Below are 18,088 nucleotides of genomic sequence, written 5' to 3'. Positions count from 1 at the left end.
AGTGGAAGCATAAGTTGATCATTTTTTACTTGCTGTGCCATTCGCCATTTCTATTCCAGCTTGCGCCAGAGCCAATTCCAGAGCATTATTGCTTCTTTGCGCTAATACCTTAGCTTTCCAATATGCTTGATTCGCCTGCTGGGGCCATTTGGCTATCATGTAGCGATCGCCTAACAAGCGATAAATCTTCGGATTGCTTGAACCTGCTTCGGCTCTGGCATTTAGCACTTCAATGGAATTATGCACTAAATTTTTTGCCTCATATACTGCATCCGTATCTATTGCTAATTCATCTGGAGACTGCTTTAAGCTTTTGAGAATATTAATCGTTCTGTCTATTTCCTGCGTTTTATCTGCTGTCAATAATATTAAAGGTGAGGGATTGCTAACTAGCGGTACATTCTCCCGCATCGCCATAATATCGACCGTGTAGACATTTCCCGGTTTCATTGGTGGCTGATCTGCTGGGTATGGTAAACTATTGCTTTTTACTTCTACTTCCCAATCTACCCCAATACCTTTAACCTGCACATTATAACTAGTAGCGGTTTTGATGCTAGACCATGACAGCAACGGTCTAGGGTTAACAATCACTACCCCAAACGGGTTGATCAATCTTGGTGAATTTGCCTCTTCTGTCCCTTTAGGATTAATACAATTTTTTTGGGACACCGTTTTGCAGCCCCGACGTTCTATGTTTGACAGTGAGGAACAATGCTTGCCTACAGTACCGTTGGGAACTTCTAAAATAATTCCTCTTGGATAGCAGAAAATTTTTACTCTTTTGCCATTGGCCGCCTTTACTTCATCTTCTGGGCATATTTTGGTAAAAGCCTGGTAATGAAGATCCCCACTAATAACTTTGGCGACAATTTTACAGGATAAATCATGTGAAATAGCTTTAACGGCTTGCTGACCCCATGCGCCCTCAACATTTACTAAAGACAATATTGATACAACTACTCCAATTTGAAGCTGTGTAGTTTTTTTTATTAATGCATTTGCACTTTTTTTAATACTTGTCATTGAACTATCTTATGAATTGAGCTAAATAAATTTTCTGTATCTACTAGACGCATTCATTTAATAAATTACTATAAATTAAACAATTGTTGTGATAACTTAGCACCCAAAAGTCAAAATGGGCTGCGCCCCGCTATGCTAACATACTTTAGAAGTATCTATAGTACTAATAATTGATTTATAAAACATTTTTTTCCTTCTTTAATCCTTCTGAGGGATGTATTCAAGCAGATGTATTCTTACCAATTCAATTATTTTATTCTCATTGCTTTTTGAAAATGCGACTTAACAGTTCTGCTCTCCACTCCTGAATTTCCGGTAAATATCCTTTATCTATTCTTGCTAGTAAACACATCTCTCCATAACTACTGGCGTACTCTACATCCCCTAATGCTTCCTTTACGCTTGCTAATAAACAATATACATCAACTCTCTGCGAATCTAACTCAAATGCTTGTTGTAAATATTTTTCAGCTTGTAGATATTTATTTTGCATTAACATTGCCCATCCTAAATTTTTGTACAAAGCGGCTTTCAACTCTTTATCCGAATCTGGAGTATTCTTTAAGCCTTCTATTGCTAATTGCACCGCTTGGGCATATTCTCGCTGTAAAATCTTTAGCCTGGATAAATTATTGATCGCATCCGTTGCTTGACTTTTTCCATATCTAATTGCTAAGTTATATTGGTTTTGAGCTAAATCATATTTATCTTGTGCCTCATAAAAATTTCCTAAGTTATAGTGTCCTTCCCATAGATTAGGTTCCAACTTAAAAAGATTTTCATAAGCTTGAGTCACACAATTGATGTCTTCTATAAGCTGGCAGACTACTGCTAAGTTATTGTAAGAGTCTACATCTTTTGAATTATACTTAATCGCTGATTCATAATATTTTTTTTCTGTTTTTGAGTCATCCTTAACCCGAGCCGCTTTATCAAAGTAGAATTTAGCAATCTGAAAACCTAGCCCAGGACGAAGTTTGACAGCTTGATCAAACATTCTTTGCGCTTTCTCTGAGTTGTCTGCGTTTTCTAACTTTTCCCCTTCTACTACTAAATTATTGGCAAAAGCTGGCAATCCTATTCTATAAATTCCCAAACCCAATAAACTAGCAGATAAAACTGCTACACTAAATATAAAAACTTTAGAACTTATTACTTTATAAATTTTGGTTTTTTGAGGAATTCTTTTTAATTGCTCTAATATCATTCCAGTAGTTTGGGGACGATGTACTGGATTAAAAGCTATCAAATTATCAATTAAATCAGCTAACGGTTTATCAATCTGTGGTGCTTTATTTCTCCAGATTAATCTGTGTGTATTTCTATCTACGGGTAGATCCATCAATCGAACTCCTGTTACTAAGCGCACAATAGTTCGCCCTAAAGCATAAAAATCGGACTGTGGGACAGCTCTGCCATGCATCTGCTCTAAAGGCGTGTAAAAATGCGAAATTACACTCGTAACTTCATAGTGTCCTATCGTTGTATCTGTTCCCCCACTAACACTGACTTTCGCTAAATATGTATCATTTATGCGTCGTACTGTCCCGAAATCTATTAATGCTAATTGCCCATCCGGTTGGAGAATTATATTTGCTGGCTTAATATCTCTATGAAAAAATTCCGTATGGTGTACTACATCTAAAATTTCTACTAACTGCCGCAACCAATCTAGTGCTACAGATTGTGAAATCGGCGGGTGAGAGCTTATCCATTTCTCTAAATCTTCCCCTTCAATCTTGTCCATCAGCAAACATTGAAATTTAAAAGGGCTATTTTCAAGAGAATAAGCAAAGAAGTCTTCTTCTCCATAGGTTTGGGGAATATTCGGATGGTGTATCAATTCTAAGGCTAGAGCTTCCCTTTCAACGAACCGCAATAATTTAGGAGAACTCCATCTAATAATTTTGATTACTCGTCGTTTCGGTCCTGAAATCCATTCTGTCCCTGCATCCTCCACCTCGAAGATTTCGTTATAGACAAAAAGGTTCTCCTCCAACTCTCTCAATGGTTTAATTAGACGAATCCGATTGTTAATAACTAGTGGCTTACCGCAAGACAGGCAGAAATCGGTATCAGCCGGATTTCGTCGCTGCTCACACAGAGGATTTATACAATAACATGACATATAAGATTAACTTATAATTACTGAGAAATTTTGGTTACATTTCCAAGAAAACTTTAACTTATTTATTTCATGCATACTTCGACAATACAAAGGCAGAAAGTATAATACTTTTATTGTTTTCCAATCCTCTTCTTAGGTCACATCCTTTACACCGCCTACATTTGAGCAAAAACACAGAGTAGAAAAAATAATTTCAACTTTATTTATATTTTGAGCTAACTTTGTTCTGCTTTGTTAAATCTATTCATTAGTAATCTGTATAATACTTAAAATTAAAACGTTAACTTTGAACTAAAAATTATAGTACTATAATGCTTGTACTTATACTTTATTGAGTGAATAGCTTTCATAAGATACACGTATTAAGTACATCATAGACTGTACCCTATGGTTTTACGTAGATGAATAATTGTTTATAAATCCTAGTTGACTTGAAATCCTTTTCTATGTATGAAGCAAAAAAAAAGTGAAGAGCAAATCTCCTGCGAGCAGCTAGACTTTGATACAGTATTGACTTTTGTAGACAACCTTATATTTACTAAGATAGGTAGACATCTATCCGACCCTGAAATCATCTTAATAAAGGGATCTTGGGATAATGTTGATTACGATGAAATATCAGCAGGCTCTACTTATAGTGCCAATTACTTACAAAGATTTGTAGGCCCTCAGTTATGGAACTTAATTTCTGCAATTGCTGGAACTGGAGAAAAGGTCACTAAAAAGAAATTACGTAATTTTCTAGAAAAACTATTTCATAATCAGTATAATTCACAGCAAATAGAGGAAAAAAATCTAGAAGAAGCCCCGTCAGATTGCTCTATTAAAATTAATGGTAATCCGCCCACTACATTTAATTTTTTTGGTCGAGAACAAGAATTAAATCAAATAGGAGAGTTCATAAAGCGTTACAAGTGTGTGTTTTTAATAGGAATAGCAGGAATTGGCAAAACTGCTCTAGCTGCGAAAATATTACAACAGATCAGCACTAATTCGGAATCTAAGTTTGATTGTTTAATTTGGAGATCGGTTGTTCATACTCCGACAGTTCCAGATTTAATATCTGAGCTAAGACAACTAATACAACCCACATTGGATTCATCTCAGGTTGAATATACGCAAGCTCAAATTACAACTTTGATTAAAGAATTGCAATCTCGTCGTTGTCTCATAGTTTTGGATGAAATCGACAAAATATTCCAAAAAGTTAGCTTTGAACAAAGACTAGAGTACAGATTATTTTTTCGGCGCATAATAGAAGAACAGCATCAAAGCTGTTTTATTTTAACTAGTAGAATTTTTCCTAATGAATTTAAGAACCTTATAAAAAACCAGCGTCCTCTTCAATACATTAAGCTTAAAGGTTTAAATAAGGATGCAGCAATGCAGTTTCTACTCAGTCAAGGTTTAGCAGACGAGGAACAATGTCTTGAATTGATTGAAACTTATTATGGACATCCTTCGGAATTGCAAAGTGTAGTTGAGCGAATCAATCATTTTTTTGCTGGTAGCACTAAAATATTCTTTGATAATAAAACAACTTTTATTAGCCCAGAATTTCAAACAGTACTTGATGAACTTTTTAGTAAATCATTAAATCAGCTTGAATGCGAAATCATGATTTATTTGGCTAAACATATCACTATTGACTCCGAATTAATTAGTTTTCAAAAATTGTTGAAGCATTTTAATCATAATCCCCACAAAAATATCCCGGTTTCCGAAATAGTTGAAGCAATAGAGTCTTTGGAAAATCAATCATTAATTGAAAATGTTACACACTCTAGTTCTAAAGAAATACATTTCTCTCTACAACCAGTAATTAAAAAATATATTTTTACCGATCCTTTAGGAGTAATAAGAAAAATCGAACCTTTGTCAAAGATATCTGTTGCATAATAATGAGGTGAGGAATATAGTATGTTCACCCCTAACATTACTTACAATCCAACATTATTTCACAAGCTGACCAACACTGCTATGAATTATCTCCAGTGGGTAGTATCAGCAATCAGTAGTATTTTTGGTCAAAAACCTAAACATAGGTTAGTACAAGGAACCAATCTACAAGTTTTTCGAGTGCCAGCCCAAGACGAAAGTAACTATCTCGATCTTGGGTGACTTGAGAAAGCCCTAAATCCATAGGGTGATTAATAGTTGTTGTACGATACTGGAGGTAACACAATCGAATAATCAAAGTCTCACTAGATGCGAAAAGAAGCAAAGTTCTGTAAGATCAAGCTTGTTCATGTATAAACCCAAGAATTAAGAATGGAGGAAAAGCTCATACATAAAAATTTAGGCAAAACGCACTAGGGAGTACGCTTTGCCTTAAGGTGAAAAAAAACGACATATTTTTGGGCGGGGTTGATCTCGGCTGACAAAGAAAGTGGCACTTAAAGTTTGGCGACTTAAACCACTGACTTGTCAAAAGATACCCACGCTGCTTTGCTATTGCCATTATACTCTAAAGCAATACGCACGGCCAGCTTTTGCTGACCGTTGGTAGTATTTTGACAAAAAATTTATATTTAAGATATGTAAATTTTTGTAAAAGCAGCGTCATAGGCAATTCGCAAAACCCTACAGAAAGCAGCACAAAGCGCGTCTACGCAATTCGCAATTGCAGAGTAATTGAATAATTAATGAATTCAGGCTCTTTTACTCTACTTCGTCTATGAGGAGGAAGTACGGGCGTAAATATAACTGCGAATTGCGAGTTGGTAATTGCGAATTGATTTAATCGACCCCCTCTGAAACTTGACAATAAAGTTATCGGAGGAATCTACCGTGCAAAATAACCAATGCCCAGAAGAGATGGGCGTTGGGGATCAAGTGTTGCCAGGTAACATTTGTGAATACCCCAATTATCTCACTGCCGCCGAGTATCATGAATTAGCGGTGGGCAGCGCCATTCATCCGGCGTTGATTGAGCGCAACTTTTTCCATGTAGAGGGAGAATCAGTTTATGATTTCCTGTTCATATCTGATAAAATCCCACGTAAGAATGCGGGTCGGGTAACAGATGGATACATAAAAATGTATCAGCATCTATTACTGGGTGGGACGTGGATTCAGTCACTTGACCCATTCAAAAACTGGCAACCAATGGAGTGGGGGCGGATCAAGCCCAACTTTCCTCGCATTGATTGGCAAACAGGTAAACCCGTCAAATACGAGTCACCCCCAAAAACCCCCAACCGCGTTACCTACTTTGATGTCGCTAACCCCATTTGGGACAAAGTTGCAAAGCGTTATTTAATTAAGCGCTATCATTCACTTTTAGCATTGCGCTTACTGGATCAACTCAATCCACTAATATTTTGGGAGTGGGTAAAGCAACATCCAGAGATTCCGGTTATCTTATGCGAGGGCGAAAAAAAAGCGGCCTGCTTGCTTAGTTTAGGGTTTGTAGCGATCGCACTCCCTGGAATTTGGAACGGGCGCGTGGGCAAACAAGATTTCGATGAGCGGTTGCATCCTGACTTAGTACCAATGGCTCAAGCGGGGCGCAAGTTCATAATTCTTTTTGACTACGAGACAAAAGCTAAAACCAGGTGGTCGGTATTTCAAGCCACTGTTCGCACTGCAAAAGCAATCGAATCGGCAGGTTGCTTTTGTGAAGTTGCGCTGTTACCAGGGTCAGAGAAAGGTGTTGATGATTTTGTTGTAGCGCGGGGCAAAGATGCTAACGCTCTACTGACCGCAATCATCGATGATGCTAAATCACTTGCTGATTACAAGCGCTCGTATCGAGCTAAGAAATGGGGACTAAGTAAATATAAACCAGATGTCACTGTTAATGTCAAGTATCTCTCTGAGGCTTTGTGCATTCCTGAACTTGAAGAAAAATGCTTGACAGTGCCTGAGCTTTATGAGCTTGAAAAGGAACAACTTTTCACGCCATCAATTAAAGGACATCAAAGAAAGAAGGAGTCTACCGATTCTGGCGGAGTTGATTCATCTAAATCGAAGAAATCCCCTAGCTTCAATTTCCCCAAATCAGGACTGGTCGTACTCTGGAGCGACATGGGTACAGGGAAAACTGAACTTATGCGCTGGTGGCGTGACCAAAATCCTAACGCACGGTTCCTCAACAATGGGCATCGCGTAAATTTGCTGAAAAATCTTGCCGAACGACTCAAAACCGCCATGTACTCTGATTTGGGTTACACAGGTTTAGCTCAAGCCCAAGCCCTTAGTATTACTATTGACAGCTTGCATAAACTGAATACTCAGTCTCTCACCTACGGCTGCATATTTATAGATGAAGCCTGCCAATACCTCACCCATTTACTGCACAGTAATACTTGCAAACAGCACCGTGCCGCCATTTTGGAGGTACTGGAATATATAGTATACAATGCGCCACTGGTCGTCATCGCTGATGCACACATGGACGATTTAACGGTAAACTTCTTTCTTGCAATGCGACCAAAAGGTGAAGTCCCGTACATCATTAAAAACGAGTGGCGAAATGGTTCACGCACAATTTATTGGTACGAGGGGGATAATTCAAGCGCCATAGTCGCCCAAATCTCGGCAGCGCTGATGCTTGGTGAGAAAGTCATGGTTGCAAGTGACAGTAAGCGTTTCATCAAAAAACTCGACAAATCCTTTACTATCAAATACGAAGAATCTAACTCCGAAAAATCACATACACCAAAAAAATGGCGCATCTGGTCTGTTCACTCTGACAATTCTGGCAGTGATGAAAATGTCGCTTTCATCAAAGATATCACCAACGCTGTCAAAAACTTCGATGCCTTGTTCACCTCTCCCAGTCTCGGTACTGGTGTCGATATCTCTGAGTATCATTTTGACTTAGTATTTGGTGTCTTTCACGGCGTTTCCCAAACCGCTACCGAATGTGCCCAACAACTGTACCGCTATCGTCCAAAAGTCCCGTTTCATATTTGGGTGGCCCCGCGTCCCCCCTTTGGTTACAAGGATACAAACGCATCCAAAATTAAAGAGCGCTTGCTCCAAACCAATGAAATGACTGCTTTTCTGTTGCGGATTGACAGAGAAACGGGTAAGCGGGGCGCAGAGAAAGATTGGGCGCTTGAGGCTTACTGTCAAATTATGGCTAACCGCCACTATTCTCTGAATAATCTGCGTGATGATTTGCGATCGCTCCTCACCGAAATGGGCAATACATTTATATGTGTGGGCAGTGATGATGATGACCAAGCAAAAGAAAGTCTTAAAGCAGCAGCACAAGCTTTGGATAGTGCCCACAATTCGGCTGTTGCCAAGGCTAAGAATATTACTTTGAGCGAGTACCGTGCCCGTCAGAGCAAAGATTACCTTGACCCTAATGAAATTTTTGAATGTGAAAAGTTCCGCATTTCTGATTCCTACGGCATCGAAGTAACCGAATCACTCGTAGAAATGGATAAAGGTGGTCGCTTAATTAGAGCTATCGCCGGACTTGAGGCAATTTTAGCCCCACCCGAAGAATCGTTTACTGACCCCAAAACTGGGCAAACTTATCCTACCCCACCAACAATTGTCACTCAAAAAGACCGCACCGAGCGGGACAATTTACCTTTGTGCATCGACTGGGGCAATTACTCGGCACGGTGGCTGGCTAGATTTAACCTGGGGCTGCATCAGATTCTCACTTCTTTAGTTGCGGGTGAGGAAGTTACCGCTTCGGATGCCACCTTACTCAAGATGACGGAGATCGCTATACATTGTGCTGCTCACGTTAAAGCAATTCTTGGGTTTACTATTCCCAGTGACTGTAAGCCTATTTGGTTGCTAGGAACTTTAGTCGAGCAGTTGGGGTTAAAGTTGACTTTCCGTAAGCAGGGTAAGCGGGGTCAACAGGTGAAACTTTTCTCTTTATCTAAAGAGCAATTGGAATTTGCAATGCATGTAATTGCTCATCGCGTGGAAAAGCGTAATCAAAAAGAAAATCGAACCTATTATGCTGCCGAAACCCCTGCGGTGTATAGTGCAAACCCTAATCAGCAACCCGTATCCGCTCCCCCCCTTGATGCTATAGGGAACTCCCATTGCCAAGGGGAGGATACTACCGAATTTGAGTCGCGTCCAACCGATCGCATTACGCTACTTCATTGCGTGGAAATACTTCGCTCTGGCATTTCTCGTGGAGTGGAGGCAATTAAAGGCATTCTCAAGGGATGGGTTGAGGATTTGCGCTGGGAGACGGTACTGGAACTTGAAGCGATCGCGGCAAATGAACTGCGACTTGTGGAATCTCAAGTTCCTGAATTTTATGAATGGCTCTTGGAAGAAGTGTTGCCTATGGAGGGGGGCTAAACTTTCGTCATAACTAACCGCATCCTTGAAGTAATTTCTACTTTTGCTTTCAGCAATTGTGCTGATGCTGCTTTGCTAAATCGATTTTTTGGTAAAATGGGGTCAATGCCTTTTCTTTACTGAATTATCGGTCACTTCGACAAAGTTGGGTTTCCCGAAGTCGTCTTCATCGACCGGAGCAAGTAGTGCTAAAGATGATACCGCTCCCAATACTTGATCTTCTCTTACCTCCAGGTACTTGTACAGCTCGTCCAACGTGCGATGCCCAGAAATTTCCTGAATCACTCTTAAGGGAATCCCGGCATTACTCATCGAGGTGAGTGCTGTGCGCCGAAAGCTGTGAGAGCTTACGCCTTCAACTCCTACTTTTTTGCAAGCGACTCGCACTATCCACAGTGCCGAATCCCGGTGCAGGTGGTTATTGGCTCTTGAGTGGTCAGCATTTCCAGGGAACAACCAAGGAGAATCATCACGCGGTTTATATGCTTGCAACCTGACTCGCAATTCTTGAATTACCGGGATGGCACGGGTAGCCAGTTTCCCTTTCGTGTTGCCTTTGCGAAAGATGATTTTGGCTCTGACTTTTCCTTTGGCATCATATACGTCGCGCTTAAGCAACGTTACTGCTTCATTCACCCGACACGCTGTGTAAAGCATCACCGCAAACAGCGCTTTATCTCGCAGTGAATCCACCCCCTGCGAGAACAGAAGTTGAATTTCCTGCAAAGACAAAATCTTTGCTCGACCATGCCTATCAATTTTCAAGGTTGCTGCCCCATCAACACCCCGCCCTGTTCTTATTATCCCAGTCCACGAGACAGGTTTTGCCAGGGGTGCAATTTTCACAGTTATGCAGATGAGCAGTATGGGGTTTTTCAGCAATTAGCGGAATTACTGTGAATATTTAATACCTAGTGTGTGGCGAAGATGGCTGGTATCTTTTTTTTGTGGTTCCCCCTAAAAATACACCTCTAAAAGAAAAACCTAAAAATAGGTGAAAAAAAATAAACTAATAATGACTTTATAGTTAATAAATGATGCATTAGGTCAAAGAGCATACCCCTAGCATTTGAGTATACAAATATTACAGGTGTCGGTTTGGGTTAAAGAAAAGGGGCAAAGGTGCTTATTTTAAAGAACTTGTACAAAATTTCCCCCTGCTTCTGTTGCTTCAGTGCCAAATGAAGCCTTATCCGAATAACCCGCTATTTAATCGCTATCACGCCATAAAACTATAGAGTCATTTTTAGTTTATTTTTTTGAGGGTGGTTTGATTGCTACAGAAAAAATTCTTCAAGAAACGGGTAAAACTTGCGTGCCAAAAACTCAAACTTTTCTGCAATTGATTCCGAATTTGTCCTGAATCAATTTTCAGGGTAAGGGAGATCCAAATAATAAAATGCTATGAGCCTAGCTTTCGCCCCGTTCGCGAGTGCATCTTCCTTTAACGATTCGGGAGAAGGGCGAAAGCGTCAGAAATATAGTTGTGTAGCCAAAATATCCTTGATACGGTGAAGCAGCGCGGTCTTCTCCCAAAGGGAGAGGCTAGCGCCAAGGGGGTTTCCCCCATGAGCGACTGCACCAAGCCCATAGGGGCTGGGCATTTTATTACTTGTAAGTGCCTGAACGCCAAAATGCTCCCTAATGGGCGAAGGAACTTTAGGTGATTGCGAGTTAGTTTATGATGTCGTAAATTACACAGTTAAAAATACAACTTTAACATCGAACAAAACCCCCGTGCTATATCATGATACTTGTCTAGGTAAACAAATTAGGTTGATGGTAGGTTCATTTAGCCTATTTACCTAGATGAGTATAATGCAGAAAGTTTTACTGCATAGCGATGCCTACAGTAGTGATAATTGCGTAAAGCAAGGTGTTTTATATTATAAAAAATAAAGTAATACAGAGGGCATAAGGGAAGGCACAGACATCCTTTGGCATGGTGGTCTGCAAATTCCCGCTCTTTTTAACACCCTTGATCTTGGCTCATATAAAGGATTAGTTTTTGAGAATCATAATTAAGTTTTTGCCGACCATTGGTCGGCAAATTGCGATGCCGAGCAACCAACGATATTTTAATTTTTTAAAATGTAATTATTTCACAACCTTCAAGCAATTCGTCATAAACAGTTAGTTGTTGTGTTTTTAAGTGATTTGGTAGTGAATCATCATCAAAGGTCAAAGTAACAATATAAGTATTTTTGATGCTAAGAGATGATTTGCTGATATCGGTTATTGCCGCGCTCATGCCGCTTCGAGTACCGATTAGATACTTCACCGATTGCCCGATCTTTAACTCTGCTGCCGGAATACCCATAGATGTTAAAAGTGTACTTCAAGAGTAGTCTGGTTGGATGCGACCGTTGTTCTCATTTTGGGCATGGGTTTTATTATTGGAGCAGAACTGCGTCAATTGCTGAATCAATCAACTCAATTGCGGTAGTTTCATAGTGATAAGTATTAAAGCGAAACTTCCCGACAAGTTCGGGCTGTTTTGACGGACGATAAGCATACTTGGATTCATACATTTGTAGTGCAAGACTACCAATAGTAGTCATCTGTCCTTGTGTTGCAGTCAGTTGACGTTGTTGTAGCCTAGAAGCGACAGTAACAGTAGGGGAAGATGTTGTCGTACAAGTGGTTTTTCTGGTGTTGCTCAAACTCTGCCAGATTTCACTAAGTTGTTCAACAGGTGAAATGAGGAGATTGGTTAGTCCAGTAAAACGCTGGGCGGGTTTATCAGTAGCGACAGCAGTTTTCAATGCTTCATGCTGTCCAACTGCGATGAATGTACCCATTGCGCGAGTCATAGTCGTGTAGAGCAGCTGACGGGTTAACATCCGGTAATTAGCCCTGACCAATGGAAAAATCACATAAGGAAATTGGCTACCTTGACTCTTGTGACAAGTTATACAAAACGAGTGCATAATTTGCTCGAAGTCTCCAGGATAATAATTAACAACTGCACCGCCCTCCCAAGAGATCGTAACCAAAAATTTTTCCGGCTCCACAGCAATAACCTGACCGATCTCGCCATTCATCACAGGCGGGACAGTTTCATAACGGTTTTTCAGTTGGATTACGCGATCGCCCGCACGGTAGACAACCGACCCAGAGATAACTTGTAGTTGATTTTCAAGTTTTGGATTAAAGATAGGGGCAAGAAGCTGATTGAGATTGTGAACTCCACAGTCTCCTTGTTTTTGCGGCGCTAAGATTATTAGTTGTTGATTTAAATCAACACCTGACTGGCCAATAGCTTTAACCAACTCAACGATGGCTTGGGAGGTCGCTTGGGGCGAGTCTTTTTGAATCATTGCACAGTCACCGACATCCATCCAATCAGAAACTTGATTAAAATTGTGCAGTGTAGGGACTATGCCAGAATTGACATCATTAGCAGCATAAATAATCGGGCTTTCGTGCCGTTGGCGATAAATCGTCTGTAAGAAAGTTGTTGGCACGAGTTCAGAAACAATTAAATCTCGCAAGACCATTCCTGCGCCAATACTGGGCAATTGATCAAAGTCCCCTACCAGTACAATTCTGGTTTTTTTGGGCAAGGCTTTGAGTAGCGAATTGAACAGAAATATATCAACCATTGAAAATTCATCAACGATTAGACAATCAAGATTTAGAGGATTATCCTCGTTATAAAGAAAAACCGCATTGTTTCCCTGCCATTGCAATAAACGGTGAATAGTAGTTGCTTCAATGCCTGTAGCATCTTTCATCCGGTTAGCAGCTTTCCCTGTTGGAGCGGCAAGTGCAATCGCTTTATCAGTATGCATGAACCATTCAACCAAGGTTTTCAGTACATAAGTTTTCCCTCGACCAGGGCCACCAGTGATAATGCTAATTGGATGTTTGGCTGCCATCATCAAGGCACTAATTTGTTCATCACTTAAACGTGAAAGTTGGCGATAGTCAGCAGTTTGGAATTCGGCTAACCAGTGTTCTAAATGTTCAGTGGGGTGAGTTGGTTGGTCAAGGAGAGCAAGAATCTTCAAAGTCACAGAAAGTTCAGCCCGATAAGCAGCTTTGAGATAAACACTATTACCAACATCACCCGAAACTAAAGTCCCCTTGGAGAGTAACTGTTGAATGATTGTATTTAAAAATTGAACATCGGGCGTATGCTGTGGTGAAGAAAGCAGGGAAGTGGCAATACTTACTAATTGCTCAAAGGGTAAAAAACAATTCCCTTCACGCAAGCCGGATTTTAAAACATGGATTAAAGCTGAGATATAACGAGTATCACTGTATAGCGGGATACCAAGAGATATGGCTAACTCATCAGCAGTCTTAAAACCGATGCCGTCAATGTCATCAATTAATCTGTAAGGGTTGTTCTGAAGTACATTTGCAGTTTTGTGTCCGTAATAGTCACAAATTTTCAAAGCTAACTTCAATGAAGTTCCCACAGCCAAAAGTTGGGTAATCACTCCCAAGTTCGGATTCTTTTTACTCTCTGACCAAGCTTTGGTAATACCATCAATCCGATATTGAGTTAGTCCGGGAACAGTGTAAAGTTTTTCGGGGTTGTTATCTAATATCGATAAAGTCTCGCTTCCAAAACAGTTGACCAAAGTTTGAGCAGTTTTCTTGCCGATTCCACGAAATAGTCCACTTTCTAAATACGCCTCGATTTCCGGCAACATCAGAATCGGAAATTTTTCGACTTGAAGGAGCCTCGTCATGAGTCAAAGAGTAATTGAGAGATTCTGTTCTTCTACAAGGGTAGCTCTAAAGCTAACTCATCGTCCCAAATCGAAAATCCAATTGGCTTACGAAGTCTAAAGAATTTCCTTCTGTGATGGATGAAAGATGTCCATGTGCGATCGCCTAAAAGGGATGTAAAGAAATGTTTCTGTTAACGTCATCAAATTTGGCTTCAATACAAGATTTAGTCATCTACTAAGTTAATGGCAGTCAAGCGATGGCGTACCTGCCCTTAAGATGTGCGATCGCCTGTTGCATTGCTCTCTACTTAACCCGACAAAATATAACGATGATTGATTAAAAATCAAGAGACGGAAGTACGGATTAAAATCGTACTTTTATCTATTTATTTGTCATTGCTGTTTGTGAGATAGTAGAAGAAATTCTCAGTTCGCAGTTAAGCATGGTAGTTTTGGTAAGAATAGATCGGGTATTGTGTGGGAATTTAATGAAACTTCAGGATTATATGATCTGGGAAGTTAGTCGGGAGTATCCAAATGTTTTTTTTAAAGTGTAGGGGCAATCAGGAGTTTTGATTCCAGTGGCGTAAGGTAATTTATAGGATGCCCAAAGCTGCCACCGTAAAACATCAACTCCAATAGTTGAACTACCGAATTGTACTCGAGAGTCTTTGTCTGGATTTTGTATAACATTTTTGATTATGGTATTTATCGCTTCTATCTTGAGATTATTCGGTATGCCCATTAGTAGTTTTGTAAGCCACTGTTTGATTTGTGGTGACTGTAGCCAGTCTTTGATTTGGTCATCAGTGGGAGTTAGGCGATTGACTGATAACGTGGGATTTTCGTTATCTTTATTAACTTGACTTTTGGATTGAAATAGTTGCTGAAAATTAGCATCTGTGTTGGACATAAAAATGATTGATTAAAAGAGAATATCTCTATTATAGATAAATTAGATAAATCCGATGATAGCTAATATCTTTTATCAAGATATTAAGATAAATAAATATAAGAAGATTATTTATCCTTTGACACAAAATTATAAAGATTTGACTAATTAATTATGTTATAAATATTAAATAAGTTCCTTATGCAAGTATCAAATAAATACTATGCACCCAATAGAGTTTAAGAAGAAGTGGAAATTAAGTTATCGGGAGCTTGCCCTGGTTTTGGGGTACGAAAGTGAATACACTACCCGAAACTGGAATATGCCAGGAGAACATAAACGGAATCCTCAGAATGTTGTTCGCGTAGCTTGTCGTCTTTTAGATGAAAAGTGGGAACGGGAAGGAAAAGCGCTCAATTCTTATCTTTAACCAGTTTTTTATGACCGCTAATATTTTTTAAAATGACACTCCCCCGCCACGAAAAAGGCGGGGTATTTTATGTATAGTCAGAAGTTGCAAGAAGTTCTCAGAATCATGGGGATAGGGGGGAATACTTGGCAAAATGAAGAACTAACAAGACCAGAAGTTGCGGCGATGTTAAAGCCAAAGGTTTCTGCAAGACAACTACAAGCATATTTGAATATCGCTCGGAAATACTTGCCAGAGTTCAAGAAATTCACCAACAAAAAAACAGGTGGTCTGAATGGCATGAGCAAGCTATACAAGTATCATATTGCTCCCCTTCAAGAAATTCGCTCACTAGCTAGAGAGCATACTTTAGCTGACATAGAGAATGAATTTCTTCAAAGAGGCTCGAAAAAGTAATTTTTATGTTTATAAGGAGAAATTCACTTGGCATCTAATAATTCTGTAGGAAGAACACAAACTCAAGTTCTAGCTAAGGCGCTTGCGGCGATTGGGCGCAAGTATCAGCATCACATAAACGCTGCCGGTACGGCGACAATCATTGTCATGCAGTCAATGCCCTCTTATGGGTGGGGCTTGTTCGATTCGGCCCAGGTGGCAATGACTTGTATGTTCGGCGGCGCTGGCGGTATTGGTGGTGGTGCGGCTGGCGGCGCGGCTGCCATTCAAGCACTTCCGGCAGTGATCAATGCAACCATCACAGTACTTTTGTTTGTATACTTTGTGGCTTCTGGGCTTAAGGTTGCCAACGGCATTGGTGAAGGACAAGAAGTAACGCAGATGGTTCAACAACCCGTAGGCGTGTTTTTTATAATCCTGGTGCTTTGGATTGCTCAAAGTATCTTATTTAACGGCGTTACAGCCGCTTGTTAGTGATGAGCGAGTCTAATAAATCGCCCATGAAACGGGTGAATCAGTCACTTGGTCAAAATGCAACAATCGGCATTTTTACTGGCTTTCAGTTTGCAGTCGCCTTATTTATGTTTGGCGTGGGCTTCATCATAGCGATTATGTTTGGGGCAGGAATAGTTTGGGGACTGCTGGCTGGTGTTTGGTTGAGTGCTACGGTGATAGTTTTATCTGGGAAGCGTCCTTACTTGTTCTGGTCAAGAGTGTTCCCAAGCGTTCCAGTTTTCACTCGTGGCTATGTCAGATATACTTCGCCCCAAAACAAAAAAAGGGCGGGTTCAAAGGGGATGCCTAAACTATGGTAAAAAGCAGCATTCGTAATCAAAAAATAGTACCCTTTGAAGACTTTCTAGACCTAGCAACTTTAGTGAAATTGAAAAAGGGTAACTATGAAATTGGGGCTTACTTGTTGAGCAAAAAACAAGTAAGCGATACTAACAACACGCTGCAATTAGTATTCGGATATGAATGCACTGGCTTTCACCCACTGTTTAATTCATCAGAGAGACTAGAGGCGATGGCCAAGGCTTTTGAGAACGGCTGTAAAGAGTTCTCCGAAGGTGAGAAATTCACGTTTAGATGGTCTTCGTTTTGCGATGAAGACAAAGTAATTGAAAGCTATCACCAAAGGCTGCGAAACCCCGTATCTCCTGAGAGTGAGTTTCTTGATTGGGGGCAGGTTGCCCGAATGCAAGAACTCACACGTAACCATCAGCGTAAGGATATCAAGCTCAGTATTTACACGACTTTCACTGTCCGCCCAGGAGGAACCGAAGGTGGTGACGCGGTAGATAGAGCGATAGTTAAGCTAGCTAACTTCCTACAGCGCAAATTCACCCCAACAGGAGCAACCGAACTCACTCTTCAAAACTTAATTCAAGTTCTTGAAAAAGCGATAATAGTCTCTTTGCGGCATCAACAAATACTATCTGAGATGGGCTTGTTCCCCTCGCCAAAATCAGACAAGCAATTGTGGGACGACCTAGTTGATAGAATGGGTGCAAAGGCTGTAAAAGTGCCCCATACCTTGGTTTATGATACTGGTGAATTAAGGGAGGAGATTAACGAAGCCGCGCCCAACCCATCGCGGTATAACGACCAATTGCACGCTACATCCGTACTTCTGAATAACGGCATACCTCACGCTGATAGGCGCTGGGTATGTTTGCCCCACCAGAGTACTGACAAAAAGAAGTATATCGGCGTAATGACGCTTGCCCAAAAACCAGAGGTATTTGCTTCAACCCATCAGCAAGTACGCTTTTTATGGGACGTATTCTCACGCGAGGTTATTTATGATGTCGAGATAATAACAGAGATTAGCCCAGCCGATCAAAAAATGATTAGGCTTACCCAACAATTGATTACGAGGCGGTCAATAAATGCCGAAATTAGTGCTAGGAAAAAGACTATTGATGTAGGAGCGCAAATTAATACAGAGCGGTCAGTCGATGCTCAGAAACAACTTTATACAGGAGATATCCCGGAAAATGTAGCAGTTACTATTTTAGTCTATCGCAACTCTACAGAAGAAATTGATGACGCTTGTCGGTTAATTTCCGGCTATATCAATCAACCTGCGGAGTTGATTAGAGAAATGCAGTATACATGGTCAATCTGGCTCGACAGTTTGCTGTTGAGACAAAGACCCCAGTTAACATTTCCTTTCAACCGCCGAGCTACTTTATTTGCTAGTGAAGTGATTGGTTTAACTCCAGTAGTCCAGACAG

At 40.4% G+C, this 18,088-nt stretch carries 13 protein-coding genes and 1 pseudogene; 8 read left to right on the top strand and 6 right to left on the bottom strand.

What is annotated here, in order from left to right; translation table 11 throughout:
• Positions 1-18 precede the first annotated feature (18 nt).
• Both A4S05_RS34900 and A4S05_RS34895 read right to left on the bottom strand, forming a co-directional pair.
• Positions 19-1,026: a hypothetical protein gene (locus A4S05_RS34900; protein ID WP_069074341.1), complete on the bottom strand. Its 1,008-nt coding sequence runs from the start codon at positions 1,024-1,026 to the stop codon at positions 19-21.
• A gap of 259 nt (positions 1,027-1,285) precedes the next feature.
• Positions 1,286-3,154, bottom strand: a complete 1,869-nt coding sequence (locus tag A4S05_RS34895; protein ID WP_084227375.1) for a protein kinase domain-containing protein — start codon at positions 3,152-3,154, stop codon at positions 1,286-1,288.
• Between the two features lie 450 nt (positions 3,155-3,604).
• Here A4S05_RS34895 and A4S05_RS34890 point away from each other — a divergent pair, with 450 nt between their 5' ends.
• The 3 genes from A4S05_RS34890 (at position 3,605) to A4S05_RS34880 (ending at position 9,445) form a co-directional block, all read left to right on the top strand.
• On the top strand, positions 3,605-5,053 hold the full coding sequence (locus tag A4S05_RS34890) for a helix-turn-helix domain-containing protein (protein WP_069074340.1): 1,449 nt from the start codon (positions 3,605-3,607) through the stop codon (positions 5,051-5,053).
• Between the two features lie 21 nt (positions 5,054-5,074).
• A complete protein-coding gene (locus A4S05_RS34885) occupies positions 5,075-5,275 on the top strand; it encodes a hypothetical protein (RefSeq protein WP_069074339.1) in 201 nt (66 codons plus the stop codon).
• A 696-nt stretch (positions 5,276-5,971) separates the two neighbouring features.
• On the top strand, positions 5,972-9,445 hold the full coding sequence (locus A4S05_RS34880) for a plasmid replication protein, CyRepA1 family (RefSeq protein WP_256091368.1): 3,474 nt from the start codon (positions 5,972-5,974) through the stop codon (positions 9,443-9,445).
• A gap of 102 nt (positions 9,446-9,547) precedes the next feature.
• On the opposite strand, the gene A4S05_RS34875 is transcribed toward A4S05_RS34880, so the two are convergent.
• The 4 genes from A4S05_RS34875 to A4S05_RS34860 all read right to left on the bottom strand — a co-directional run bounded on the left by A4S05_RS34875 (position 9,548) and on the right by A4S05_RS34860 (position 15,043).
• Complete coding sequence (locus A4S05_RS34875) at positions 9,548-10,210, bottom strand: tyrosine-type recombinase/integrase (protein ID WP_069074345.1); 663 nt, start codon at positions 10,208-10,210, stop codon at positions 9,548-9,550.
• A gap of 1,321 nt (positions 10,211-11,531) precedes the next feature.
• A complete protein-coding gene (locus tag A4S05_RS34870; protein WP_069074337.1) occupies positions 11,532-11,765 on the bottom strand; it encodes a hypothetical protein in 234 nt (77 codons plus the stop codon).
• Positions 11,766-11,838: 73 nt separating this feature from the next.
• Entirely contained in the window at positions 11,839-14,148 is a 2,310-nt protein-coding gene (locus A4S05_RS34865) for an SF1B family DNA helicase RecD2 (RefSeq protein WP_069074336.1), read from the bottom strand.
• Between the two features lie 484 nt (positions 14,149-14,632).
• Positions 14,633-15,043 (bottom strand): hypothetical protein, encoded by a 411-nt coding sequence (locus A4S05_RS34860; RefSeq protein ID WP_069074335.1) that lies wholly within the window; start codon positions 15,041-15,043, stop codon positions 14,633-14,635.
• Between the two features lie 202 nt (positions 15,044-15,245).
• Here A4S05_RS34860 and A4S05_RS34855 point away from each other — a divergent pair, with 202 nt between their 5' ends.
• The 5 genes and pseudogenes from A4S05_RS34855 to A4S05_RS34835 form a co-directional block, all read left to right on the top strand.
• Entirely contained in the window at positions 15,246-15,452 is a 207-nt protein-coding gene (locus tag A4S05_RS34855; RefSeq protein WP_012412959.1) for a hypothetical protein, read from the top strand.
• Between the two features lie 69 nt (positions 15,453-15,521).
• Positions 15,522-15,848, top strand: a complete 327-nt coding sequence (locus A4S05_RS34850) for a hypothetical protein (protein WP_069074334.1) — start codon at positions 15,522-15,524, stop codon at positions 15,846-15,848.
• 201 nt (positions 15,849-16,049) lie between these two features.
• The gene (locus A4S05_RS43920; RefSeq protein ID WP_256091364.1) at positions 16,050-16,322 is read left to right on the top strand and encodes a hypothetical protein; all 273 of its coding nucleotides are present in this window, start codon (positions 16,050-16,052) and stop codon (positions 16,320-16,322) included.
• A 2-nt stretch (positions 16,323-16,324) separates the two neighbouring features.
• The gene (locus A4S05_RS34840; protein WP_069074332.1) at positions 16,325-16,663 is read left to right on the top strand and encodes a hypothetical protein; all 339 of its coding nucleotides are present in this window, start codon (positions 16,325-16,327) and stop codon (positions 16,661-16,663) included.
• Positions 16,657-18,088: pseudogene (locus A4S05_RS34835) on the top strand (AAA family ATPase); the annotation flags it as partial. The gene A4S05_RS34840 and the pseudogene A4S05_RS34835, both read left to right, overlap by 7 nt.

It is taken from the genome of Nostoc sp. KVJ20 (genome assembly GCF_001712795.1).
Classification (GTDB): Bacteria; Cyanobacteriota; Cyanobacteriia; order Cyanobacteriales; family Nostocaceae; genus Nostoc.
This window is presented reverse-complemented; position numbering and strand designations above follow the sequence as displayed.

Bases quoted from the DNA above. Each gene is read 5' to 3' on its own strand.
- A4S05_RS34850 (WP_069074334.1), top strand. From the start codon at position 15,522: ATGTATAGTCAGAAGTTGCAAGAAGTTCTCAGAATCATGGGGATAGGG.
- A4S05_RS34900 (WP_069074341.1), bottom strand. From the start codon at position 1,026: ATGACAAGTATTAAAAAAAGTGCAAATGCATTAATAAAAAAAACTACA.
- A4S05_RS34855 (WP_012412959.1), top strand. From the start codon at position 15,246: ATGCACCCAATAGAGTTTAAGAAGAAGTGGAAATTAAGTTATCGGGAG.
- A4S05_RS34880 (WP_256091368.1), top strand. From the start codon at position 5,972: ATGGGCGTTGGGGATCAAGTGTTGCCAGGTAACATTTGTGAATACCCC.
- A4S05_RS34885 (WP_069074339.1), top strand. From the start codon at position 5,075: ATGTTCACCCCTAACATTACTTACAATCCAACATTATTTCACAAGCTG.
- A4S05_RS34840 (WP_069074332.1), top strand. From the start codon at position 16,325: ATGAGCGAGTCTAATAAATCGCCCATGAAACGGGTGAATCAGTCACTT.
- A4S05_RS34890 (WP_069074340.1), top strand. From the start codon at position 3,605: ATGAAGCAAAAAAAAAGTGAAGAGCAAATCTCCTGCGAGCAGCTAGAC.
- A4S05_RS34895 (WP_084227375.1), bottom strand. From the start codon at position 3,154: ATGTCATGTTATTGTATAAATCCTCTGTGTGAGCAGCGACGAAATCCG.
- A4S05_RS43920 (WP_256091364.1), top strand. From the start codon at position 16,050: ATGACTTGTATGTTCGGCGGCGCTGGCGGTATTGGTGGTGGTGCGGCT.
- A4S05_RS34860 (WP_069074335.1), bottom strand. From the start codon at position 15,043: ATGTCCAACACAGATGCTAATTTTCAGCAACTATTTCAATCCAAAAGT.
- A4S05_RS34865 (WP_069074336.1), bottom strand. From the start codon at position 14,148: ATGACGAGGCTCCTTCAAGTCGAAAAATTTCCGATTCTGATGTTGCCG.
- A4S05_RS34870 (WP_069074337.1), bottom strand. From the start codon at position 11,765: ATGGGTATTCCGGCAGCAGAGTTAAAGATCGGGCAATCGGTGAAGTAT.